Annotated in this window: 13 protein-coding genes; 2 read left to right on the top strand and 11 right to left on the bottom strand. The window is 70.8% G+C overall.

Annotation, left to right across the window (positions count from 1 at the left end; genetic code table 11):
- Positions 1 to 81: 81 nt before the first annotated feature.
- Positions 82 to 633, bottom strand: coding sequence for a GNAT family N-acetyltransferase (locus MOV08_RS35405; protein ID WP_275310331.1), 552 nt, complete (start codon positions 631 to 633; stop codon positions 82 to 84).
- Positions 634 to 1,480: 847 nt separating this feature from the next.
- Between MOV08_RS35405 and MOV08_RS35400 the strand changes: the two genes are divergently transcribed.
- A complete protein-coding gene (locus MOV08_RS35400) occupies positions 1,481 to 1,879 on the top strand; it encodes a hypothetical protein (protein ID WP_275310330.1) in 399 nt (132 codons plus the stop codon).
- Between the two features lie 404 nt (positions 1,880 to 2,283).
- Entirely contained in the window at positions 2,284 to 2,685 is a 402-nt protein-coding gene (locus MOV08_RS35395; protein WP_275310329.1) for a hypothetical protein, read from the top strand.
- A 150-nt stretch (positions 2,686 to 2,835) separates the two neighbouring features.
- Here the strand turns inward: MOV08_RS35395 and MOV08_RS35390 are convergent, their stop codons facing one another.
- From MOV08_RS35390 to MOV08_RS35345, 10 genes are read right to left on the bottom strand one after another with little or no spacing between them, the layout of a single operon-like run.
- Positions 2,836 to 4,215 (bottom strand): ABC transporter ATP-binding protein, encoded by a 1,380-nt coding sequence (locus MOV08_RS35390; protein WP_275310328.1) that lies wholly within the window; start codon positions 4,213 to 4,215, stop codon positions 2,836 to 2,838.
- 31 nt (positions 4,216 to 4,246) lie between these two features.
- Entirely contained in the window at positions 4,247 to 4,942 is a 696-nt protein-coding gene (locus MOV08_RS35385; protein WP_275310327.1) for an energy-coupling factor transporter transmembrane component T, read from the bottom strand.
- Complete coding sequence (locus tag MOV08_RS35380) at positions 4,935 to 5,513, bottom strand: MptD family putative ECF transporter S component (protein WP_275310326.1); 579 nt, start codon at positions 5,511 to 5,513, stop codon at positions 4,935 to 4,937. Before MOV08_RS35380 ends, MOV08_RS35385 begins: the two co-directional genes overlap by 8 nt.
- Positions 5,514 to 5,555: 42 nt before the next feature.
- Positions 5,556 to 7,328 (bottom strand): ABC transporter ATP-binding protein, encoded by a 1,773-nt coding sequence (locus tag MOV08_RS35375; protein WP_275310325.1) that lies wholly within the window; start codon positions 7,326 to 7,328, stop codon positions 5,556 to 5,558.
- The gene (locus MOV08_RS35370) at positions 7,325 to 9,085 is read right to left on the bottom strand and encodes an ABC transporter ATP-binding protein (RefSeq protein WP_275310324.1); all 1,761 of its coding nucleotides are present in this window, start codon (positions 9,083 to 9,085) and stop codon (positions 7,325 to 7,327) included. Before MOV08_RS35370 ends, MOV08_RS35375 begins: the two co-directional genes overlap by 4 nt.
- Positions 9,078 to 9,875, bottom strand: coding sequence for a thioesterase II family protein (locus tag MOV08_RS35365; RefSeq protein WP_275310323.1), 798 nt, complete (start codon positions 9,873 to 9,875; stop codon positions 9,078 to 9,080). The genes MOV08_RS35370 and MOV08_RS35365 overlap by 8 nt, the downstream gene beginning before the upstream one ends.
- A complete protein-coding gene (locus MOV08_RS35360; RefSeq protein ID WP_275310322.1) occupies positions 9,872 to 10,906 on the bottom strand; it encodes a Gfo/Idh/MocA family oxidoreductase in 1,035 nt (344 codons plus the stop codon). The genes MOV08_RS35365 and MOV08_RS35360 overlap by 4 nt, the downstream gene beginning before the upstream one ends.
- Positions 10,903 to 12,051, bottom strand: coding sequence for a saccharopine dehydrogenase NADP-binding domain-containing protein (locus MOV08_RS35355; protein ID WP_275310321.1), 1,149 nt, complete (start codon positions 12,049 to 12,051; stop codon positions 10,903 to 10,905). Before MOV08_RS35355 ends, MOV08_RS35360 begins: the two co-directional genes overlap by 4 nt.
- Positions 12,048 to 17,660 carry a non-ribosomal peptide synthetase gene (locus tag MOV08_RS35350; RefSeq protein ID WP_275310320.1) on the bottom strand — a complete coding sequence of 1,871 codons (5,613 nt, stop codon included), beginning with the start codon at positions 17,658 to 17,660 and terminating at the stop codon, positions 12,048 to 12,050. Before MOV08_RS35350 ends, MOV08_RS35355 begins: the two co-directional genes overlap by 4 nt.
- Positions 17,657 to 25,015, bottom strand: a complete 7,359-nt coding sequence (locus tag MOV08_RS35345; protein WP_275310319.1) for a non-ribosomal peptide synthetase — start codon at positions 25,013 to 25,015, stop codon at positions 17,657 to 17,659. Before MOV08_RS35345 ends, MOV08_RS35350 begins: the two co-directional genes overlap by 4 nt.
- Between the last annotated feature and the right edge of the window lie 121 nt (positions 25,016 to 25,136).

The following is a 25,136-nucleotide window of genomic DNA, read 5'->3' as shown; positions in this document are numbered from 1 at the left end:
TGGACACGTTATGCCTCAGGTCGGGGGCGAGTACAGGGAAGGAGATTCGATTTCCGGGCGGGCGTGGAGCAGGAGAGGGCTTCAGCCACGGCCGAGCGGGCGCACGATCGCCACATGGGGCCGCCATCCCGGATACGGCTCCAGCCGGCCTACGGGCTTGAAGCCGTACTTGACGTAGGTGGCAAGCATCACGTCGTTGCCCTCGGACACGAACGCCGCTGCGCGATCCTCCGGGCGGCACGCGAGGAACGCCTCGAAGAGCGCGTGCCCGATGCGCGAGCGCCGCCATCGGTGACGCACCAGCAACTCGCACACCCCGACCGTGCGTCCGGGGTACTCGCGAGTGAACTCCGCACCGGGATCCGGCACCAGGCCGTCCCACCACAGCGAGTCCGGCGGAAGCGTGTACCCGTAGACGAATCCGGCCACCTCGTCGCCGTGCAGAGCCGCTATCAGCCCAAAACCGGGGCGCTCGGCATGCCGCAGCAGTCGGTCCGAGACTGGCGGATCGCGATGGTCGCTGAGCCCCAGCGCGTCCGCGTACACGTCCTCGTAGGCAGTTGCCCACCGCCCGACGGCCGAGGTGACGGCTGTGCCGTCGTAATGCTCGATCACAAGCTCGGCCGACGCCATCGCTGGCGTTGGCGCGATTGACTTGCTCGAACGCGTCACAAGCACTCCCAGAGGTAACACAACTGCCTGGCGGCCATAGAGATTCAGCAGAATGCTTAGGCTAGCCTAACCTAACGAATTCCGCGCAAGTCACCAAGACTGCATGCACTGCACACGCAGACCGGCGTCCGGCCGCGCCAGGCATGGGACGTCCGTAGAGACATCAGGTGAATACGAGGCGGCCGCTCCCCTTCGCTCGACTTGAGAGTGGGAGTGGCGACCGAGGCCCCTCCAGTGAGCAACTCACCTGCAACCCGCGCCCGCAGGCGATTAGCGCGACAGCCCCCGAAACGAGCAGCACCGACCGTCCCTACAGTTGCCGATACAGCCGCCGCATTCCTGGAACCACAGTCCTGCCGGACCTGCTCGAAGCGAACCAAGGTAACGCCTTCGCCCTTCGCCCAGTTCGCGGAAGGCATGACGAACTCACTTACCTGGTCACTAAAGGACATCTTCACAGTGGAGTACCGAAGGGCTGCGCATCGTCCTCAATCACGACCTGTCCTCCGCGTTTTACCTGCTGGTCGGGTACAGCGCGGCCGCACGGGCGCGTCGCCCCTGACCGGCTGACCGGCGCAGGGCGCACAGCGTGAAGCGACAGGCGACACAGGGGCGCTGGAGGGCTCGCCCCAAAGCAGCCGCTTCACCTGCGCAAGAAAGTTAGGCTAACCTAAGTCATCCTGCGGATTGGGGGACGGACGCCCCGCGCCCCAAAACCAGCATGCCGGTGGACCTCGGACTCACTCCCCCCCGCCCCCGGCGAACACAGCTGACGTCCTGCCAGTCGGAAGGGAGGCCACGTCTCCACATGTACCTGCCGGCCAACGGAAGTGCTCCCGTACTGCCCACAAAGACGCGAGAAGGACTGGTCGAATATCTCCGTGTTGACCTCGCGCCCGAAGAGGCGGCCACCCGCACCGGTATAACGCTCGACGCTCTCCACGCAGTAGCCAACGCGGACGGAAATCTTGCCGTCGCCCTCGCAGGGCGAAACCCGCACGCCCGGTGCGGGCAGGCAATTCAGCAACGTGCCGACGTACCGCGCGGCGTAGCGCTCGGAATTTCCCTCGCCGGCGCCGCGCGCACAGCCGGAGTCGCTGCCGCCACGGTGATCGCGTGGAGCGCCAATGACGCACGCTTCAAGGCCACCCTGGATGCGGTCGGGGCCCCGGTCGACAGCAGCACCGCGAAACAGGTGGTCGCATGACTCCGGCTCGGGCAGCCATTCTCCTGGAGGCCCTACGCGACGGGGAGACCATGACAGGCGCCGCCGAACGCGCGGGCATCAGCCGGAGGACCGCCTACAGGTACGCAGAGCGGGACGCGGAATTCGGCGAGCAGGTAAAGGAAGCGCTGGAGACGGGGAGGCGCGTCCGAGCACGTCGCAGAGGGAAACATACCCGCCTGCGCACTGCTGGCTACAGACTCGTCCCGATGGGTGAAGCTGCACAGCAGCCCTAGTAGATCGTCGCTGTTTAGTTGTGGCATGACCGGTTGGGAGACTGGCGTCTGGCAAGTTCCAACCCACTTGCCAGACAGGACTGTTGTCATGGTTCGCAGAAGAAGCGGCCAGTCAGGTTGACGACGCAAGATCGTGAGGAATTGGTCCGGGTGACCACGACGGGTGTTCGTGGGGCCTCGATGATCATGCGTGCGCGGGTGCTGCTCGCGCTGGACACCTCGGTGGGCGAGGTGGGTTCCAAAGAGGCGATCGCGACCCGGCTCGGCGTCTCCGGTGAGACATTGCGGTTGGTCGCCAAGCGTTTCGCCGAGACCGGTGGCGACGTCCACGCCACGATCGCACGGAAGAAGCGCGACCTGCCGCCAGCAAACTGCCGGGATCGACATACGACCGCAAGGGCCTGGCTGGCGGGTACAAACTCGCCACCCCTGTGCACAACGTACCGTCCTCGACACCCATGCTGGTCGACGGCACGGGAGCGCTCGCGCTCGCCCTCGCATGCGGTACGTTCGGGCTCCGTCTCCACCGCAAGCGTAGGCATTCCCGGATGAGTTGATGCGTACAACAGCCAATGTGGCACGCATCCAGATGAGTTGAGTGTCCTTCCATGCCCCGCCTGTGTAGCGGGGCATGGAGCTGTCGTCCGCTGCCATCGGTTAGGTCCTCGGGCGCGCGGCTGCCCACGTGTCTGGGGGCCGCGTTCAGGGGGAATCCTCCGGAGCGGACAAGGACACGAGGTTCTTCGCGCACTCGTCGGCGAGTTCGTGGTCGTGGGTGATCAGAACCACGGCTGCGCCCGTGCCGGCGAGGTTTGTCAGTACCTCGGAGACGGACCGCATGGCGCGGTAGTCGAGGCCGGAGGAGGGCTCGTCGAACACGTACACCTCGCGGCCCTCGACGAGCGCCGATGCGACGGCCAACCGCTGCTGCTGGCCGCCGGAGAGCGACAGCGGATGGCGGTCGGCGAGATGGCCGATGCCCAGCCGTCGCAGGGCGTCGTCGACGGCGGATGACGACACGCCCGGGCGCCCCAGTGCCAGTTCTTCGCGGACCGACGGGCCGAACAGCTGCCGGTTGACGTCCTGCATGGCCAGGAAGACGCGGCGGGTCCGCTCCCGGCGCGTCAACGGCACGCCGTCAAGTGCCACGTGCGCCGACGACTTCTCAAGGCCGGAAAGGATGCGCGCGGTGTGCGTCTTGCCGACGCCGTTCCGTCCGATGAGCGCGGTCACCGTCGCGCGGGGGAAGCGCAGTTCGCCGAAGCGCGGGTGGTCGCAGACCAGACCCGGTTGGTTGTCGGCCGCCTGGTGGCTCAGCTCGGCCTCCGGGGGGTGCAGGCTGCGCAGGCCCAGTTCGCGGCGCGTCTGCTCGGGTATGCCCCAGAAGTCCTTGGGCCGGTAGGTCTCCGCGATCCGGCCGCCGTCCATCCGCACCACGCGGTCGACCAGGCCACGCAGGTAGTGCAGCCGGTGTTCGGCGATGACGAGGGTCGCGCCGGTATCGCGGAGCCGCGTGAGGGATGCTCGCAGCTCCTCCACCGCGCTGTCGTCCAGATTGGAGGTCGGCTCGTCGAGGAGGTAGATCCGCGGCTGGTCGCAGACCGCCGAGGCCAGTGCCACGCGTTGTCTCTCTCCGCCGGAGAGCGCGAACATGCTGCGGCCGGCGAGGCGGGAGACGCCCATCCGGTCGGCGACCCGCGCCACGCGGGCGCGGATCCCCTCCGGGTCCGCACCCGCGTTCTCGCTGCCGAAGGCCAGCTCGGACGGCGGGTCGGTGCAGAAGAACTGGGTCCTGGGGTTCTGGAACACGGTCGACACCGCGCGTCCCGTCTCGTGCAGCGGTTGGTGCCCGGGATCGCTCCCGAACACCGCGACGCCGCCCGACACTTCGGCCTCGTAGACGTGTGGGATGAGGCCGTTCAGCAGCCGGATCACGGTCGACTTGCCGCATCCGCTGCCGCCGGTGAGCAGAACGCACTCCCCCTCTGACACCTCGAACGAGACGTCACGCAACGCCGGTTCGCCGCCCGTCGGGTACCGCACGGTGGCCTTGTCGAGAGCGATCGCCTTCGCGCCAACCATTACTCCGTCACTCCATTACTCCGTTACTCCGTTACTCCGTCAGTTTCCAGAACGTCGCGAGGGCGGCCAGGGCCAGCACGGTGAGCGCCAGGGCCGCGTCCCGGATACCGAATCCCAGTCGGGCGGTCGTCGTCGGCCGGACCGGGGCGCCGAGTCCACGGCACATCGCCGAGGCGGCCAGGTCCTCGCCGGAACGTACCGCTGCCGCCAGCAGCGGAACCAACACATACTCCACGGTCCGCAGGGGGTGACGGACCGCGGCCGCGCGGCCGAACAGGCCGCGCAGCCGCATCGCGTCGGTGATCGCCACGGCGTCCTCGCGCACGGTCGCGGTGAACCGCAGCATGACCGCGAGCGGGGTGATCACGAAGCGGGGTACGCGCATACGGTTCAGTCCGCCGGACAGCTCGCTCGGAGTCGTCGAGCGGACGAAGTAGTACCCGTACCCCGCCGCTATGACGTACGGGACCGTGTACAGCAGCGCTGTCGTGATCACCGCGCCACCCGGCACATGCGGCAGCACCCACCGGCTCAGCGCCATGCAGGCGGCCCATGCCCCGGTGAACCACGCGGCGCCGCGTATCGCCCGCTCCGACACCAGCAGCACGGCCAGCACCAGCAGGGCCGGGACCTGGATGAACCGGGTGCCCGACGACAGCAGGAGCAGGTCGACGACGATGACGGCGATCAGTCGGGTCCGGACGTCGAACCAGCCCCGGCTATGCAAGACCGGCCTTCACGAAGTGTTTTGCCAGCATCTTGCGTCCGAGCAGACCGCCGAGCAGACCCGCGACGAAGTAACTCGCCACCATCGCGAGGACCACGCCCGGTGTCATCAGGCCGGCGTAGGTATCGGCGTAGGCGTTGCCCATCTGCGCGCGTACCTGGGCGATCGTGTCCTCGCGCAGGAAGAGCAGCGGAAGGATGGCACCTGCCGACCACAGGCTGAAGAACGCATAGCCGAGCACGTCGGAGACCCCGGGTGACGCGCGCTTGGCGGCGATCACGATCTCCGCGGCGACACCGGCGACGAGGGCGGTCGCCATCGTGATCACGTGGTGGCCGAGCAGCAGCGTGAGAAGGCCGAGCAACAGGGCCATCAGCGCGACCATTCCGGTCGAGCGCACTCGCGCCCGGAACAGCATGAAGACGATGCCGCAGATGACGATGGTGGCGAAGGAGGTAAGGGGCTGTAGCAGGGGGGTGAGCGAAGCGAGCATGTTGATGGCGAAATAGAGGACGAGATACACGGCGCTGAAGACGCCAAGCGATACCAGGTCTCTGGCCTTGAAATGCACGGTTGTTCTCCTGGTTTCCTTGTTCCCGGGTGATTCGGATGTTCAGGATTCGCCGGCCGGTATATGGACGGGCGTCCGCAGTGGGGTTTCTCCCGCGTGTGAGCGCCAGAACTGCGCGTACCTGCCGTTCCGTTCGAGGAGGTCCTCGTGGGTGCCGTGTTCGACCACGGCGCCGCCGTCGAGGAAGGCGATCGAGTCGGCCTGTGCCACCGTGGCCAGGCTGTGCGCGATGACCAGGACCGTGGCGCGCCCGGCGAGCAGCCGGATGGATTCGGCCACCACGGCTTCGGTTGTCGGGTCGAGGGCGGCGGTGGCTTCGTCGAACAGCACCACCGGGGCGTTCTTCACCAGGGCCCGTGCGATGGACACCCGCTGACGTTCGCCACCGGACAGCGCCCGGCCTCCTTCGCCGACGCTGCTGTGCCAGCCGTTGGGAAGGCGTTCGGCGATCTCGGTCACCGCCGCGAACTCCGCGGCGCGCCGTACCTGTTCATCGGTGGCTTCGGGGTTGCCCAGGCGGATGTTGGCTTCCAGGGTGTCGTCGAACAGGTAGACGTCCTGGAAGACCAGGGACAGCTGGGCCATCAGGTCGTCGGTGGCGAAGTCGCGGACGTCGGTGCCGCCGAGGGTGACGGCCCCGTCCTGGACGTCCCAGAAGCGTGCGATCAGTCTGGTGAGGGTGGTCTTCCCGCTCCCGGACGGGCCGACCAGCGCCACCATCGAGCGGTGCGGAACGGTCAACGACAGCCTGTTGAGGACGGGTTGGCCACGCTGCTCGTGCCCTGGCCCGGGCTCGTAGGCGAAGGTGACGTCGTGGAAGGCGATGTCGTGCCGTGGTGGCACCGGGCTCGGCGTGGCCGGTTCCGGGAGTCCGTCGAGCTCGACGAGATCGCGGACGGCACCGACTTCCACAGCCGAACGGCGCAGCGCCGTACCGAGTTCGGCCAGGATCTTCAGCGGGCCGGTGAACTGTGCGCACAGCCCGATCAGCGCGACCACGTGGACCGGGTCGGCGGTGCCGTGCACCGTCAGGTAGACGCCCAGTGTCACGGCGGCGCCGAACGCGGTCTGGACGACGAGGCCCTGCAGGGCCAGGCCGAGCACCGAGGACCAAAGGGCCCGCCGTCCGGCCCTGCGCTGTGCGTCGATCGCGTCGTCGAGCGGTGTGTACGCGGTTCCTTCGATGCCCGCGGCGCGCAGCGTCAGCTGTTTCTCCGCGAATTCGAGGAGCCGGGTGTTGGTGGCCGCCGCGGCGTCGTGGATCCGCCGTTCGGCCGCGCCGTTGCGGCGGCCGGCGACGGTTGCCGACAGCCAGATGACGGGTGCGGCAGCCAGTAGGGCCAGCCCCATGCGCCAGTCGTAGAAGCAGGTCGCGACCGCGACCGTGAGCGGCGTGACGACATGCAGTGTCAGCGGTACCAGGATGTCCATCGCCGTCTGTGCGACGAACATCGTGCCCCGCACCGCGACGTGCGAGGTGCGCCCCGTGGTCGCGGGAGTGAACCAGCCGATCGGCAACTCGACGAGCCGCTGGCCGATGCGGCGGTGCATGGCGACGATGACGTCCATCGCGAGGTGGAATCCCCACATCGTCACCCGCGCCAGCAGCGTGCCGCCGGCCGCCGCGACCAGGCCGAGCACGGCCAGCCAGTACCAGGCCGCCCCGGCATCGTTCCGATAGAGCGACAGCAGCACCGGCACCAGCGTCGCCAGCGCGATTCCCTGGAGCACTCCGACCAGCGTGGCGAGGGCCAGGAAGCCGCGGAACGCACGGCGGGTAGCGGTGCCGCCGATGGATATGAGCGCGGATATCACCGGGTCACCTCACAGAAGTCGTCGTTCCACATGCGGGCGTAGACGCCCCCGTGCTCCAGCAGTTGGGCGTGGGTGCCCTGCTCCACGACGCGTCCATGCTCCAGCACCACGGTGTTGTCCGCCTCCTTCGTGCTGTCGAGCCGGTGCGTGATCACGATGACGGTGCGGTCCGCGGTCAGGCGCCGGAGGGCGGCGTTCAGCAGCGCCGCCGCGTCCGGGTCGATCGCGGATGTCGCCTCGTCGAGCACCAGCACCGGGGTGTCCGCCAGCAGCAGGCGGGCGATGGCGATGCGCTGGGCTTCCCCGCCGGACAGGCGGGCGTCCGTGCCGACCACCGAGTCGTATCCGTTCGGCAGCGCGAGGATCCGGTCGTGGATCAGCGCCTCGCGGGCCGCGCGTTCGACCTCCGCGCGGGTGGCGGCCGGGCGGCCGAGGGCGATGTTGTCGGCCACCGAGACGGCGGGCAGCTGCGGTTGCTGGAGCAGCACCCCGACGGTGCGGTACAGCTGCCGGGTCGGGATGTCGCGGACGTCCACTCCCCCGATGCGGATCTGCCCCCGGTCGACGTCGTGGAACCGCACCAGCAGCGCCGTCAGCGTCGACTTTCCCGCGCCGGACGGCCCGACGAGGGCGGTCGTGGTGCGGGCGGGGAAGGTGAGCGTGATGTCGTGCAGTACGGGCTCCTCCGCGCGGTATCCGAAGCCGACGTCACGCACTTCGACCGTCGCGTCGCGCAGCTCCGCCTCCCGGTCCGTGGCCGGGAGCTCCGGCTCGTCGAGCAGGCGGACGATACGTCCCGCGGCCTCGGCCGCGTCGGCCCGGGCCTGGGCACTGGTCGCGACCGTGAGGATGGCCGCTGGCAGCATCATGGCCACGGCCGACACCACCAGCAGCGAGGCGGCTCGCGTCCAGCCCTGCTGCACGCTCCAGACGCCCACCGCGAACACCGAGCAGGCCATCACCGACGCCGTGAGGAACACGCTCGCGACGGCCTGGGCGCGCATCGCGGGCCGGACGAGGCCGGTGAACTCCTCACGGAACCGCTCGGAGACCGCGGTGAAGCGCCCGTATTTCTCGCCCGCCTTGCCGAACACCTTCAGCACCACGACCCCGCGGAAGTAGTCCGTGACCGCCGCGCTGACGACCGCGAGTTCGGCGGAGACACGCGCCATGATCTCCCGGCTTCCGGTCTGGGACAGCGCCGAGAACACGGTGAAGTACAGGACCATCGGAGCGATCACCGCCAGCCCGAGCCGCCAGTCGACGGCGAAGCAGAAGAGCAGTCCGGCGGCCGGGGTGAGCACGCAGGCGACGGACTCGACGAGGGTGTGCGCGACGAGCTGGTGGAGCGAGTCGACGTCGTTCTGCACGATCTGCCGCACCCGCCCCGAGGAGTGGGCTCCGAACCACCCCAGCGGCAGCCGTCCCAGCTTGGCGCTCAGCGTACGGCGGAGCGTCGCCTGGAGTTCGACGTCGGCGAAGTGCGTGATCAGCAGGGCGACAAAGCTGCACGTTGACTGGATGCCGAGCCCGGCGATGAACCAGAGCAGCGGCCTGCTCACGTCCTGATGGTGGGTCAGTCCCTCGGCGAGATCCAGCAGGGCGAAGAACGGGATCACTGAGCACAGCGACCCGGCGGCCTGTATCGCGACCGCGACCGCGGTGGGGGCGACCACCGGCCGCAGGATCCGGAACAGCGGGCCGCCCGTGATCTTCCCTGACAGCCCCGGCTGCTGCCTGGTGTGCTGGTCAGACATCGGCGCACACCCCGCGGGCAGCACGGACATCTGTGCCGGTGCCGGCACCGGCACAGATGGTGCTGATCAGCTCCGGGAGCTGGGTGTCGGGTGCCTGTAGGTAGAAGTGCCCGCCCGCGCACCGGACAGGGGCACGCCGCTGGGTGGAGAAGCCGTTCCACTCGCCGATGCGTACCGGGTCGACCTCGTCGTCGCGGTCGCCGAAGACCACGTGGATGTCCGGGATCACGGCGCCGGTGCAGGCGTATGTCTCCAGCAGCCGGTAGTCCTCCCGCACCGCCGGGAGGAACATGTCGCGGAGTTCGGGCACCTGCCACAGTTCCGCGCTCGCCGGATTCTGCCGGACGATGTCGGCGATCAGCTTCGCGTCGGTGTCACGGTGCAGTGCGGTGCCCACACCGCGGGATGGCGGGTTCTGTCCCGACACCACCACCTGAATGCCTCGGGCACCGCGCGCCGCCAGCGCCGCCGCGGTCTCGTACGCCACCAGCGCGCCCATCGAATGCCCGACGAGCACGGGCGCCGCCTCGGCGAGGCCGGCCGCCGCGAGGTCGTCCGCGATCGAGCGGGCGAGGCCGACGAGGCTGTCGCCATGCGGGTTGTCCCGGTGCCGCTCGTGCAGGCGGGCGTCCCGTCCGGGATAGGTGACGCCGAACAGCTGGGCCTTGGGTATCGCGCCGGTCCAGTGCAGAAAGAACCGTGGACTCCCCCCGGCGTGCGGGAAGATGACGACGGGTACGTCGCCTCCACTGCTCGTCTCGGCATCGCTCAGCGGTGCCACTGCGTTCACGAACACACCTCCAGGTCATGGACGTTGATGAATTTCGGTGGTGAGGAGGGCAGGTCGGCGGGTCTGCCTAGACGTGCCGATACCGCCTCCCAGTGGCGGAGCACGGCGAGGTCCCGCTGCCCGACCGGCTGCCGCCCGGTTGTCAGCGCCTCGGCGAAGCCGCGGAGTGCCCGGGTGATTCCCTCCGCCCACAGGCCGGTGAACACGGTGTCTCCGGTCCAGTCGTCCGGTCCGAGGACGTGTGACAGGCGCTGTTGCGGGTGGCGCAGCCGTCCCGGGGTGTCCTCGTGCAACCGGGGCTCCCACCGGGTCGAGCCGTGGACGTGCGGCAGCGACAGCTCGCCGTCCGGTGTGCCGAGGACGAAGCCCATGAGGGGCTGGCAGTTGTCGTCGGGCGTGCGTGCGTCGTAGCCGTTGCGTACCAGCACATCCACCGCGACACCTCCCCAGTCCGTGCTGACCAGGGACTTGGCCGTCGCCGCTGCCGGGTGCACCGCGAGGTCACCGCCCGGCGGGGAGGTGAGGATCCGGGACAGCACGCGCAGGCTGGAGTGCAGCACCTGGACGGTGGTGCGGAGTTCGACGCTGGTGACCGGGGAGACGGCGTCCAGCGCGCGTGCCGCGGCGATGAACCGGCGGACCGGTTCCAGATGCTCGTAGAAACCGGTCACCGCGAATGCCGCTCCAGACCGTTTCGCGGTACGGACCGAGCGCACGACGTCCGAGGAGTGCACCGGGAGCTCCTGGAGCACGGAGATGCCACGTCGCAGCAGGTCACGGCAGATCTCGTCGCCCTGGCCGCCGACCATCGCGGAGCGGACCGCGACGACAGCCAGCTCGGCACCGTCGATCTCGTCCGTCCCGGCCAGGTAGCGCACCCCGAGGTCCGCCGCGAGATCGCGTCCGGCCTGCCCGCCGGTGCCGGCCACGCCGACGAGTTCCACGGGTGAGCACGGATCGGCCAGCGCCCGCGCATAGTGCGCGCCGAAGGTGGCGCCGACCACCACCGCCCGTGGCCTGACCCTGCTCACAGCTCACCCTCCTCGAACTGTCCTGACTTCTCGGCCGGTTCGGAGGGCTCGGGCAGGCTGGCGGCCGGGGCGGTGTCCAGAACGAGCGACACCCCGGGTACGTCCGTGGCCATGCGGTCCCAGAAGCGCCGGGCATCGACGTACTCCGACATCCAGACCGCACCGGTCCTGCCGCGCGGGTCTTCGAGAGCGGCCAGCGCGGCCACGGCCCCGGTGAGGGCGTAGCTGTCGGCGCAGTGCAGGACGGTGCGCACACGCACGGTGGCCTGTCGCGAGGTGCCGTGTCCCGCGGTGCCCTGCAGGCTGATCCGGAAGTACGGCCGGGCCCCGGAGACCGCGGCGTCGATCGCCCGGAGCGTCTCGGTGTGGGTGCGTTCCTGGCCGAGCGCCCTGGACAGGGCCTGTTCGATCGGCACCGAGCCGGTGATGTTGCCCCACCACAGGGCAGCAAGTCCCAACTCCTCGGCCGCGGCCCGGCATTCCTCGTCCAGGCTCACATGGGCGCGCGCGGTGCCGGGGAATGCCGCGGGGACGGCCATGCCGCTGTCCGGTGGCAGCGTGTGCAGGGCACCCCGCTGGTAGATCTTTCCGGGATGACCGGTCCGGGCGCGCACCGCGTGCAGGTACTCGTCGAGTCCCGCGCGGCTGAGCGGCTGCACCCCGCCGCAGTGGGCGTGGATCTCCGTCGTCGCGGGGTCCGCCAGCCGGGCGGCCACCGCGCGCACGGCCACACCGGCCAGCCCGGGCTGCACGCCCGCACCGAACACGGCGAGAGCGCCGTGCTTCTCGGCTGCTGCCGCCGTCGCGTCGATGAGGGCCTGGTCTCCGCCGGCGTCGACGTAGCGGGCTCCGTGCCGCAGCGCTGTCTCCGCGGTCGGCGCGGAGTAGCGGTAGGACGGCCCGGCGCAGTTGACGACGACATCCACCGGACCGGCCGGCCCTGCCAGCGCCGCATCCACAGAGCCCGGCTCGTCGAGGTCCACCCGAACGGTGTCCGGGCTTCCCGCCCCGTACGCCCGCCACTCCCTTTCCAGCCGCGGCAGATTGCGCCCCGCGGCAACGACATGGGCGTCCTCCCGGCCGAGCAGGGTCCGCACACAGGCCCGCCCCACCGCGCCGGAGGCGCCCAGTACTAGGTACTTCATGCGTCCCTTCCCCATATCTGCTGGAGGATGTCCGTCACCGCGGCCGCCGCATCACCGGTGAGACAGTCGAAATGGGTTCCGTCCACGTCGGTCACGGTGAGCTCACCGAGGCAGTACTCCTCCCAGAAGGCCGTCATGTCCTCCTTCAAGGTGGGCAGGAAGTGCAGGTCACCGCGCTGCCGCAGGAAAGTGATGTCGCCGAGGTAGCCGAGGCTCCGGAAGGAGGCGACCGCCTTCAGGCTCGCCGCGTACGACTCGCGGAGCTCCAGCAGCGTCTCCGGCGTCCAGGCGCCGGCCGGGTCGGAGGCGGCGAGCCGGTCCAGCCGAGCCCGCACGCTGTCGGGTGCCGTCGCAACGGCCGGGCCCAACCTCGGGTATCCGACAGCGAGTTGCGCCAACGCGCCCTGGGGCACGCGGTCGCCGTAGTGGGCGCGTGCCTCGTTCAGCAGGTCGCCGAGTTCGTGCTCATCGAAGTCGAGACCGGCGTCGGCGGGGGCGCGGTACATCAGCCTCGCGAAGGAGTAGTCGAGCAGCAGCCCGTCCTCGATGACGAACGGGATGCGGTACGAGCTGACCACCGTCAGCGATCCGGGCGGGGTCCCGCGTTCGGCGAGCCGTTCGGCCATGCTCGCGGCGATCAGGCCGCCCATGCAGTAGCCGATCAGATGGATCCGGCCGTGGGTGCGGTCGAGTCCGCTGTCGTCGAGCGCGCGGACGTAGCGTTCGGCGAGGGTGCCGAACAACTCCTCGGGCGCGACGTCGATACCGCCGTCGCCGGGGGTGCGCCGCGCCCCGAACACTGCTGGCCGCTCGGTCTGCGTCTCCAGCCGGGCCAGGAGATCGCGGTACGGGCCGAGCCCGCCGGAGCCGTCGTGGACGAAGACCACAGCATCGTCCTGCCAACGGCTGCCGCGGCCGTCGAGCACCTGGACCAGGGGCCGTTGCGCCTCCGCGGGCCCCTTCCCGTCGACGGTTCCCTTCCCGGTCTCCGTTCCGGTCTCCGTCGCGCTGGGGTCCGCCGTGTCGCCGTCGGAGAGTGCCTGTACGCACCCGGCCACCGTGGGGTCGGCGACGATCTCCCGCAGCAGCCGGTCCCACGGAATCGCCCCGGCCCCGGGGATCTCCCGCCGCAGCGTGCCCACGCAACGGGCGATCAACAGGGAATCGCCGCCGAGCTCAAAGAAGTTGTCGCCGGCCGCGATCGGATGGTCCGGGCCAAGGCCCAGCACCTCGCGCCAGATCCGGGCCACCGGCCGGTGCTCGACGCCCAGCCGTGCCGGTCCGCCTGCGCCGGCTGGGCGCTGCGCACCGGTGCCCGTGCGCCCTGCCAGCTGTGCGACGGCCGCCCGGTCGACCTTGCCGTTCGCCGTCAACGGGAGGGAAGGCAGCACGACCACCCGCGACGGAAGCATGTAGCGGGGCAGGTGCTGCGCGCCGGCTTCCAGGACCTGCGCGGGGGTGAGGGGCTCCTCGTCGAGCCGCGCGCTGGCGAAGAACACCGACTGCGCTGCCGGGCGCAGCACGCTGTCCTCGGCGGGGAAGTGCACACACCGCTCGAACCGCGACGCCTCCAGTGCGGCGTTCCACTGCTCCAGGGAGAAGAACGCATCACCGCTCGCCGCCCGTTCATCCGTGAATCCGGTCAGCCCCTCCTTGAACTCCATCGACACCAGCAGCGGCGCGTTGACCTTCGTGGAGTCGATGACGGCCAGGGTGCCGCCGGGGGCGAGCAGCCCGTGCAGGCGGTCGAGGGCCGCGGGAATATCCCGGGCGTTGTGGAGCACGTTGGCGCACAGGACGACGTCGAAGGAGCCCGGCGCCATGCCCTGCTCCTGCGGGTCCTCGTTGAGGTCGAAGAGCGTGACGTTCACCTCGGGCCACCGCTGAGCCGCTTCGTCGAGAAAGAACCGCGAGACGTCCGTGAACGTGTACTCGGCACGGCACCCTTCGAGGACGGCGAGCACCGGGGCGGTGGTGCCGCCGACACCGGCGCCGATCTCCAGGATCCTGAGCGACTGTCCTGCGGCATTGCGCTGCCCGGCCCGCTCCCTGATGCCAGCGCAGATCAGGCCGTTGAGGTACCGGCTGGTGAGGTTCTCGGCATAGGCGGCCCGGGCGACATGCGTGCTGCCCTCGGGGAACAGCAACGCCAGGGGGTCGGCTTCGCCGGACAGCAGGGCGGACAGTTCGGCGAGACAGCGCTCGACGTAGGCGAGCTGCTCGTCGCCGTAGTCGAGCGCGCGGCCGAGCTCGCGCACCTCGGACCACCGCCGCAGCAGTGCCGTCTCCTCATGCAGCTCCGGGGCGACCGTGACGTTTCCGTCCGACACGGTGAGCCTGCCCTCGTCCTGAAGCGTACGGATCCAGCGCCGCACCAGTGGCCGATGGGCGCTGCCGCCGAGCGCGGCGACGAGGTCCTCGACGCCGGTGGTTCCCCGCGCGCACTCCTCGGCGACCTTGCTGCCCATCGCGTCGAGGGCCACCGCGTTCATGCGGGCGAGGAACTCGGTGAAGGCGTCGGCGTCCAACTTGGCGATGAACGCCGCGTGTTCGGCCGCGACGGCCTGCTCGACCCGTTCTGCATCCCGCACTCCTTCGGCGCGCCGGACCGGCCCGCGTCGGGGAACCACGCCCGCGACGAGTGACTTGCCGCGCCCGGTGTCGGCGGCCGCCGCGACGGCGGCCACTATCCCCTCCGCGGAGCACAGTGCGGATTCGACCTCGGCGAGCTCGATGCGGTGCCCGCGGATCTTCACCTGGCCGTCGAGGCGTCCGAGGAACTCGATCTCCCCGTTCGGCAGCAACCTGCCGCGGTCGCCGGTGCGGTAGCAGCGTTCACCATTGTCCGGGTGGCGGTAGAAGGCGGTCGAGGCGGCGGAACCGGTACGGGTGCCGGTGCCGATGCCGGTGCCGAGGTATCCGGCGCCGACGCCATCGCCGCCGATGTGGATCTCGCCCGGCTGTCCGGTGACGGCGGGCTCTCCGTCGGCGTTGAGGACCCAGATGCCCTGGTTGGGCAGTGCCCTTCCGTACGGGACGGACCGCGTGTCCGGCGGCAGCGGCTCGGTCACCTCGTGCAGGTTCGACCAGATCGCGGCCTCTGTCGCGCCGCCGAGTGCGAGGAAGCGGGCGTCGGGCGCGTGGCGCCACAGGTGCCCGGGCTGCCGTACCGGGACCCAGTCCCCGGAGACGAGCACCACGCGCATGCCGGACAGCCGCCCCGCCGGAGCGCCCTCGTCGTCCAAGTGGTCCAGCAGCAGCTGGAGTTGTTCGGGCACCGAGTTCCAGACCGTGACGCCGTGCTCCGCCACCGCGTGGGCCCAGGTCTGCGGGTCGGCGGTGACGCCCGAGGACGGCAGCACCACGCGCCCGCCCGCGGCGAGCACGCCGAAGACGTTGAACACCGACAGGTCGAAGGAGGGCCGCGAGACCGCCAGCACCGCGTCGTCCGCGGTCAGTTGGAGGAGCTCCTCCATCGCGTCGAGGGTGGTCGCGACCTGGTCGTGGGTGAGCGCGACTCCCTTCGGTGCCCCGGTGGAGCCGGACGTGAAGATGGCGTACGCGAGCTGTCCGGGGTCCACTGCCGGGATGTCCGTGTCCCCGGCGGGCAGGAGGACGGTGTCCGGGTCGATCACGAACACGCCGGCGTCGGCGCCGTTTGCGGTGCTGGTAGCGGCGCGGGCTTCGGTGCCGGTTGCGGCGCCTGCTTTGGTTCCGGCGCCGCTGTCGCTGAGCGTGGCGATGATGTGCTCCCGGCGGGCGGCGGGCCACTCCGGGTCGACGGGCACGAAGTAGCAGCCCGCGGCGAGCACGCCGATCTCCGCCGCGATCTGGTCCGGGCCCGGCGGCAGCGCCACCACCACCGGACTGCCCGGCCGTACCCCGGCACCGACGAGCGTCCGGGTGACCGCGGATGCCCGCTCGGCGAGCTCTCCCCTGCTCACGGTGGTGCCGGTGCCGGAGTGCACGACCGCGACGGCGTCGGGGTCGGCCTGGGTGTGCTCCCGTATTCGGGTGTGCAGCGCGCCCCGAGGACGCCGCGGCACGCGTGTCACCGCCGGCAGCGCGCGGCGGTCGAGGAGGTCGCGGTCCCAGGCCGACTCGTCCGCCGCCAGCAGTTCCACGGCGTCCACGAAGTCCCCGAACGCAGCGTCCAGCACGCTCTCCTCGATCCCGCCGTTCCTGCTGTCCCAGACCAGCGAGGCCCCGCCGCCGTGCGGGGCGGCCTGTACGTCGAGCAGGACCTGCGGGGTCTGGCTGAGCCCGGCCTCCACGACGGGCCGGAGCCGGCGCCCGATGCCCGTTCCCGACCCCGTGCCGGCGCCCACGGTCGAGGTGAGCACCACCTGCGGGGTGCTGTTCTGCCCCTCCTGTCGGCGCGCCAGCATCCGGCCCACTTCGACGCCGCTGACCGCGCCGTGGTCCATCGCCTCGAACAGGGAGTCCTGCGCCCGGCGCGCCAGGTCGGCGAAGGGCACATCGGGCTGTCCGGGGGCCTCGGCCAGAGCGGTCGAGGTGAAGTCCCCGACGATCCGGTCCACGTCCTCCGTGACCGGGCTGCGGTCCAGGACCGTCGCGGTCACCAGGGAGCGGTCGGCGTCGGTGTAACGCCGGGCCACCCGCCCGAGCACCGCGAGCAGCAGCGCGGACGGCGTCACCCCGCGCGACCGTGCCGCGGCGGTCAGGGCCGCCCAGCGCTCCGGCTCGACGAGGTGGCTGCGCCGCGTGTAGCGGACCGGCCCGCGTTCCCGGTCCTGGTTCCGGCCCGGGCCCCGGAGGGAGGGCGGGAACTGCATGGCCGGCGGGAGCTGTTCGCTGCGCTCCTGCCAGTACTCCTCGTCCCGGGCCCGGGCTGCGCGCGCCCGCGCCGTATCTGCCCTCCTGCCCATCGTCAGGATGTAGTCGCGGAAGGTGAGGGACGGTTTCGCCAGGGGCGTCGCCGGGTCGTCGAGGGCCGTTTCGAAGTCCTGCAGGATCACTTCGAGGCCGCGGAAGTCGGTGAGGAGCAGATCCACCGACAGGTGCAGCACCGACTCGCCCGGGCCGCGCGTCACCACTGCGTCGATCATGGGACCGCCGCCGAGCTCGTAACTGCGGTGCTGGAGCTGCGACCGCACGACACGCCGGGTCTCGTCGAACGCCTCGGGAGTCGGGCAGTCGTGGACGAGGAGCGGTACGTCCATGCCGGACTCGATCTGCTGCCATCCGTCCGGGGAAACTGTCACGCGCAGCATCTCGTGGCAGTCGACGACCCGCTGCCATGCCTGCCGCAGCCGCCCGGCCGGTCCCGCCAGGTCGTCGGGGAGGATGAACTCGGCGTAGCCGTGGCAGCCGACGCCGCCGTCCTCGTAGGCGTCTGTCCGGCCGACGAGGTAGGCGGCCTGAACATCGGTGAGGGGGAAGGGCCGGTCGGCGTTGTCCGGGTCCCGCACCGCGGCCTCGCGAGCCGCGAGTACCGCGATGACCTCGTCGCGCCGTGCCGCGACCTGCTCGCGCAGCTCGGGCTCGAAGGCACCGGTCGGGGCCTTGAAGCGGAGCTTCCCGTCTTCCAGCCACAGATCGACGCCCCTCATCTCGATCCTGTCGATCAGCTGCTGGACGGAGGTCATAGCTCACCTGCTTCGTAGTCGTCGTCTGCCGTGTCGGTCGCGAGGTTCGCCACCGCAGCGGTGAATGTCCCAAGGTCCGGATGGGACAGGAGAGTTCGCAGTGTGATCCGCGGGTGGACCTGCTCCTGGAGGGCGCGGACGCAGCGCGTCGCCCGCAGTGAATCGCCCCCGGCGCGGAAGAAGTTCGCCCCGTCCCGGGGCAGTTCCGTGCCGAGCGCGCGCTCCCATGCCTGCCGGATGAGCGCGTCGAGCCGCCCGGCGCCGGACTGCCCGGGATCTGGCTCCTCGGCGTCCGGCCGTGCGCACGCGGACCCGGCGAAGTCGCGCAGCCGGCGTGCGACCCCGTCCACCACGGCCTGGGCCCGCCGGGAGCCGATGAGCTGGGTGACGTGGTCGGCCGTGATGTGCAGCCCCCGGCAGTCGTCGTGGACCTGGAGGTCCAGCACCGTCTGCGGGGTCTGCGAGCAGCTGAACACCAGCCGCCCGAACCCGAAGTCGTCGGAGCGCAGCGCGGGATCCTGCATCCCCAGCCCACAGGTGAACACCACGGGATACATGCCGCGCACCGGATCCCCCGTCTCCTGCACTGCGTTGCGCTGCTGATCGATGGCGGTGACGGTGCGGTGGTCCCGCGCCGCGGCCAGTTGCAGCTGGGCGCTCCGCCCGACGGGGACGAGGTCGCCGCCGTCGGCCACGCGCGCACCGACCAGCGTCAGCGAGGTGAAGTCGCCCACCACCGTGTCGATGCCCGGCACGGTCAGGTCGCGGTCGAAGGTGGTGACGTTGACCGCCAATCGTTCCTGGCCACTGCACTCCGCGAGTTCGGCGGCGTACGCGGCGAAGATCAGCGCGGCGGGCGTGAGGCCGGCATCCGCCGCCGCGGCGCGGACCGCGTCCCACTCCCTGCGGTGCAGGCCGGTGCCCACCCGATCGAAGACGGGCCGTTCGGTCAGAGCGACGATCTGCGCCGCGCTGACGAGCGCGGGCGCTTCGGGCACAGGGTTGGCGGCCCAGTACGTGGAGTCCCGCTCCGTCGGTGCCACGGTGCTGCACAGCCACGGGCGCTGGGAGACGTAGTCGGCGAAAGAGGCGCGCAGCGGGTCGAGTTCCGCCGCCGTGGCCCCGGCGTAGAGTGCGCCGATCTCCCGCAGCACCCGCCACATCGAGGCACCGTCGAGCATCAGGTTGTCCATCCCGATCCCGATCCGGGTCCTGGTCCTGGTCCCGGGCGAACCCGGGCTGCCCGACCGACCGATGCGCACCGTGAGCGGGCCACGCCGGACGGGGTCGGGGACCTCCGCGGCGGTGCTCTCCCGCGGATCGTCGGCGAATTCGACGGGCGGGTGCACCGGCCGGTCCCCGACACGGCCGGTCATGACCCCGTCCTCATCAACGACCGTGGTGCGCAGGGCCGGATGGCGGAGCACCACGGCCTCGACGGCGGCGGTGAAGCGTTCGGTGTCGAGCTCCGGCGCGTCGAACTCGAAGTAGCAGTGCGAGGCGACACCCCCGAGCAGCTGCTGCTCGCTGCGGCCGGTCAGGTATGCCTGCTGCACCTTGGTCAAGGGGAAGGCAGAAGTGTCCGCGGCGGTTCGGGGGTCCGCGTCCGCGTCCGGGGAAGCCGCCGCGGGCCCCGGAGCCGATGGCTCGTCTTCGCGCGCCGACCGGGCGATGTGCCGCGCCAGTTCGCCGAGCACCGGGATGTTGAACAGGTCGGCAAGCCGAACGCCGGTGAAGCCACGGGTGTGCAGCTCGGCGAGAACCCGCGTGGCCGCGAGCGAGTCGCCGCCCAGCGCGAAGAAGTCGTCGTCCGGCCCAGCCGTGCGTGCGGCCTCCGGCAGACACCGCCGCCAGAGGACGGCAAGGAGCTCCTCGACGCCGGTGCGGGATGTTTCTTCCCGCTCCTTCCGTTGCTTCTGTTGCTTCCGGCGTGCCGGGATGTCCGACGGAGGCCGCAGTTGGAGCACAGGCACCGGCGCGGCCGTGCGCGCGGGAGCGGCAGCGGCAGCGGCCGCCTCATCCCCATCGCCGCCCTCGTACCGCTCGTACCGGGCATGTACGAGAGCGAGTTGCGGGGTAGGCGCGCTGACCGAGACGGGACGCCAGCCCCGTTCCGTCAGCCAGTTCCACCAGGTGGGCACCGGCCACAGCGGCGTGGTCGCCGGGTCGGCGATGCGGGAGTCGAGCAGCGCGGTCACCAGGGAGGCCGGGTCGGGCCCGGTCACCTCGGCCAGCAGGAGCGCGGCCTCGGGCGCGACGGGCATGTCGGTGAGCATGGCGGCCAATCCGGTGTCCCGGTGCAGCGCGCCCAACGCAAGGACGACGTCCACCGGCATCTCCGGCGGCGCGGCGAGGGACTTCAGGCCCCGCTCCTCGCCGAGATCGCGCAGCAGCGGAGAGCACTCGACCGGGACCCACTCGATGTCCGTCCCCGCCAAGTGCCCGGCGAGAACGCTGTGCAGCAGCCCGGTCCCGGCGCCGAGGTGGGCCACCCGCACGCTGCGGCCCGCGGCCTCCGCCGCGCGACGCAGCTCGCCGCACACCTGCGTCAGCAGTCCGCCGGCCTCAAGGGAACGGGTCAACAGCGCCTCCGGCGCGAGTCGTTCGTGCTCCAACAGCCGCGTGACTCGCACCTCGCCGGTGAGGCAGTGCGCGAGGAACTCGGCGTCCGCGGCGTGCGGTTCGCCCGCCGCCTCCAGGTCGGCGAGTGCGGTGCGCCACCGGTCGAACACCGACGCCAGCGCGGGCCTGACCTGCTGCGGGTCCACGCGCTGCGCACAGCGGCGCAGTGTGGCCACCAGCTCGTCGCGGTCCGGCGCACACACCGCAGCGGACGGTGCCGCAGGGGCGGCAGCCGGTGCTCTCCCGCTGCTCCCCGTGAGGCGCCGGATCCGACCCACGAACCGAGAGAACGCCCGCTCCAGGAAGCCCGGTTCCAAGACGTCGTCCGGACAGTCCCAGCGCAGTTCGATCCCCTCGTCGCGCGGCACCACCTGGCAGTCGATCAGTACGCCGGGAGTCCTGGTGTGCGACCAGACCGCCTTGACCTCGCCACGGAAAAGGCGCTGCGCCGACGACAGGCCGAGGGTGCTGGTGAAGACGACGGGGAAGGCCGCACGGCCTGCCCGGGCGACATCCCGCTCGCCGGGCGCGTACCCGGCAACGGCCCGACCCAGCGCACGGTGCACCTCCCGGGCGCCGAATTCCGGACCGCAGCGGCACAGCGCGAGTTCGGTGAAATTGCCCAGCACCTCCGAGGAGACGTCCGTGGGCCGGCGGGACATCGGCACACTGATGTCCACGGCATCCACGCCGAGGGTCTCCGCGAGGGACTGCCCGAACTCGGCCAGCAGCAGCGATGACGTGGTGACCTGCTGGTCCCTGGCGACGCGGGTCAGTGCGCTGGTCTCATCGGAGTCGAGATGCACCCCGCGCGAGCGGATGACGACCCGCTCACCAGGAATCCGCTGTACCGGCAGCGCCGGTGGCCGCAGTCCACCCGCTGCGTCATCGGGGGCATCGGCCCGGAAGCCTGCTTCCTCGGCCTCCTCGGCCTCCTCGGTCTCCTCTGCCTCCTCGGCTTCTTTGGCGGCGGTCCGTGCCGCGTACCGGCCGAACTCCGCCAGGGAAGGATCGATCGGTTCCACCGACTCGGTCCCGCACGCCTCGGATATCAGCGTGTTGAGTACGCCCATGAGGCTCCGCGCATCGAGCCCGAGGTAATTGAGGCTGAGCCCGATCTCCCGTTCGTGGCCCCGTACCGCCACAGCGGTCAGCACGCCGGCAGACGGTTCGGTCTCGTCGTCCAGGCCGGCCAGGTAGGCGCGCAAGCGGTCCGCAGCCCGGGCGGGGCCGCCCGCGTCGAGCCAGGTGAGCGGAGGGAGTTCGGGGAGTTCGTGGGGCGGCAGTACGCGCTGTGCCGCGTCCCCGTGGCGTATGCACCGCAGTCCGTCGAGGCGGGCGCACACGACGTCGATCGCCTTCGACCACGCGCCGAAGTCGACCGGCCCGGCGGAGCTGATCACGACCGAGTACCGCGGTGCCGTACGGACGACCCCGCGGATCCCGTCCGCGCCGAGCGCGTACGCACGCTGCAACGGGGTCAGCGGGAATGTCCGCGCGACCTCCTCGGAGGCCGTATCCCGGAGGGCCGGCGCGTCCTGCGGGTCCTGCGCGTCCGACGCACCCTGCACCGACGGCGTCCGCACCGCGGTGCAGACCGCTGTGAACGCCCGCAGCGTCGGGGCGGCGAACAGCTGGTCCACTCCGGCTTCGATGCCCCGCTCCCGCAGCCCCGCACAGACCCGGGTCGCGGCGAGGCTGTCCCCGCCGAGAACGAAGAAGTTGTCGTCGGGGGCGAGCTGCTCCACGCCGAGCACACGACGCCACCCCGCGGCGACCTCGCTGTCACGGTCCACGCCGCCGGGACTCGGGGACGCCTCAGACCCGTCCGACTCCAGCCGCGCGGCAGCCCACCTCCGGTCCACCTTGCCGTTCGCGGTGAACCGCAGCTCCGCGGCCTCGGCGATCACCGTTGGCACCATGTAGTGCGGCAGGTCGCAAGCGAGCCGTTCACGGAGCACCCCGGCATCAAAGGGCACCGGCGCGGATACGTCCGATGCAGCGGGCGTACCCAATGCATCCGGGACGACCAACGCGCCCAGCGCCGTCCGGTTCCGGATCGGTGTCACCACGGCCGCCGAAACGCCCCCGGCTCGCCGGATCGCGTGCTCGATCTCGCCGCATTCGACGCGATGGCCCCGGACCTTCACCTGCGTGTCCAGCCTGCCGAGGATGAACAGCAACGGCCCTTCCCGCCAGACCCCGAGGTCGCCCGTGCGGTACCACCGCTCCCCCCGCCCGTCGGTGACGAACCGCTGGGCGGTGAGCTCCGGCGCGCGGTGGTACCCGGTGGCCACCCCCGCGCCGCCGATCCACAGTTCACCGGCGACCCCGTTGGGACGGTCCCGTCCCTCGTCATCGACGACGCGGTACTTCTGTCCCGACAGCGGCACGCCATACGGAATCGACCGCCACTCCGGGTCGATGTCGTCCTGCGAACGGATCACGTACGCGTTGGACCAGATGGACGCCTCGGTGGCGCCACCCATCGCCACCAGCGCCGCCTTCGGCGCGGCCTCCCGCAGCCTGCGGAACAGCACCGGGTCGATCCAGTCTCCGGAGCACATCACCGTGCGCAGCGAGTCCAGTTCGTCGTTGGCGGCGAGCAGCATCTCGACCAGGCCGGGAACGGTGTTCCACACCGTCACCCCGAAGCGGCGGACCAGCTCGCCCCATACGAAGGCGTCCCGCCGGGCGTCCTCGGGGATGGTGACGACCGCCCCACCGCAGGACAGCGGACCGAAGATGTCGTACACGCTCAGATCGAAGTCCAGCGCGGACACCGCGAGCACCCGGTCGTGGCGGCCGACTGCGTTCCGGACGTTGACGTCGGCCACTGTGTTCAGCGCCGCGCTGTGGGCGATCGCCACCCCCTTGGGGGCCCCGGTCGAGCCGGACGTGTAGATGATGTACGCAAGCCCGTCGCCCGCTGCCGCCACCGGCTCGGGCAGCGGATCGTGACCGGCGGCACCGGCGGCGAGGTCGTCCGCGGTGAGCACCAGCCCGGCCCCGGCCGCCTCGGCGATGGCTTGCGCACGCGCGTCCGGCACATCGACGCCGATCGGCAGATAGATACATCCCGCGTACAGCACCCCGAGCACCGCCACGACCTGTGACGGTCCCTTCGGCAGCCGGATCGCGACGACCGCGCCGGGGGCGACCCGCGCATGGACTGCGGCGGCCAGTCGCAGTGCCCTGTCGTCCAGTTCGGCATAGGTCAGCCGCCCAGACTCCCCGATGCCGACGGGGTCACCGCTCTCGCGGTACTGCCGCGGATCCCAGAGCACCGCCTCGGCGTGCGGATGCTCGCCGACCCGCCGACGGAAGTCCTCGTAGAGCAGACCGGTTGTGCGGGCGGGCGCGGTCGAGTTGACCGCGAGCCGCTCATCGGCCGTGCTACGGCACAACTCCAGTTGCGGAGCGCCGTGTTCGATGACCTCGCGGAGCGATTGCACGAACAGCTCGTAGATCTCGCGCGCCATTCCGTCGGGAAGCACATCGCGGCGCACATCGAACGCGACCTCCACACCCGCGCTCGTCAGCCGGAAGACCCGGCAGTCAATGATCACTTGTGGTGTCGTCGAAGAGAACTCGGGCTCACCGAGCGCCGCCACGGCATCGTCACCGAAGATCGGCCGCTTCGCCGCGAACGTGAACACGTAGGGAGACAGGCCGGGATGCCCGCTTCCGGCCTTGAGCGCCTCGCGCAGCTCTGTCGTCGCCTCGACACCGCGCGAGATCCGGAACCTGAGCTCGTCACCGACCTCACGCACGGCCTCGGCGAATGTGTCCATGGCATCGGGACGCGCGCGGTGCGCGTAGGTGACCGTGCGGTCCACCACCTCGTCCTCGGTGCCGGTGGTGTCGACCCCGGTCACCGTCACCAGGAACTCAGCGCTGGACGAGAACCGGCGCAGCACCCGCTCGTACAGCGCGAGCACCAACGCCGCCGTCGTGCAGCCCAGTTCCTGCGCCCGCCCCTCCAGCCGACTCCAGTCGGCGTTACCGAACCGGGTGGTCAGCCGCTCCACGAGCGGATGCGCAGCCAGGTCCGCCTCCGCTCCGCCATCAGGCCCGTCGGGCGGTCCGGCCGCGGCGGTACACCGCGGCAGTTGAGGCGGCGCGAACAGTTCGACCGGCCGGGCGTCGACGACTTCCTGCGCCACCGCCGGCCGTGGCCGCCGCGCCCGGCGCAGTCGCTCCCGTACGTCCCCCAACTCCCGGTACTCCGGGAGGACGTCCCTACCCAACGCCGTGGCCAGCTGCGAAGCCAGCACGCCGATCGCGGCGATGTCCGCGATCGCCAGGGAGATCGCCAGATGCATCGTGGACGTCCCGTCGGGCAGCTGGCTGACCTCCACCGCCCACGTCTGCCCCCCGACCAGATCCAGTGACTCCGTCAGCATCCGGCGCCGCGTCACTGCCACTGCCTGGGCCACGTCCCCGGGCTCCAGCCCCCTCAGATCGTGCCGGCGCAGCCGCGGCGGAACGACCTGCGCCTCCTCCAAGGTCTCCGCGTCGGCGAACCGCAGCCGCAGATACGGATTGGCCGTCAGAGCGGCGACGGCGTCACCGAGCCGCCCCACGTCGATGCTCCTGCCGCCGAACTCCAGGTACGCGACGCAGTCGAGGCCCCCCAGCGGCAGCCCTGGATCACGCCCGGCGAAATACGCGCTCTGCACCGCCGTCGCCGGCAGCTGCCCTCCACTGCTGTTACCGATGCGACCTCTCATGTTGAAAATGGTAATCATGTTCATGCACGGATGCAACTCACCCCTTCCCCGCGTGGCACCTCACTCCGACCTCGGACGTTCCGAGCAACCGCTCGCTGCCAGGGGGCGGTCACGTCCACAA

The organism is Streptomyces yunnanensis, assembly GCF_029011865.1.
GTDB lineage: Bacteria > Actinomycetota > Actinomycetes > Streptomycetales > Streptomycetaceae > Streptomyces > Streptomyces yunnanensis.
This window is presented reverse-complemented; position numbering and strand designations above follow the sequence as displayed.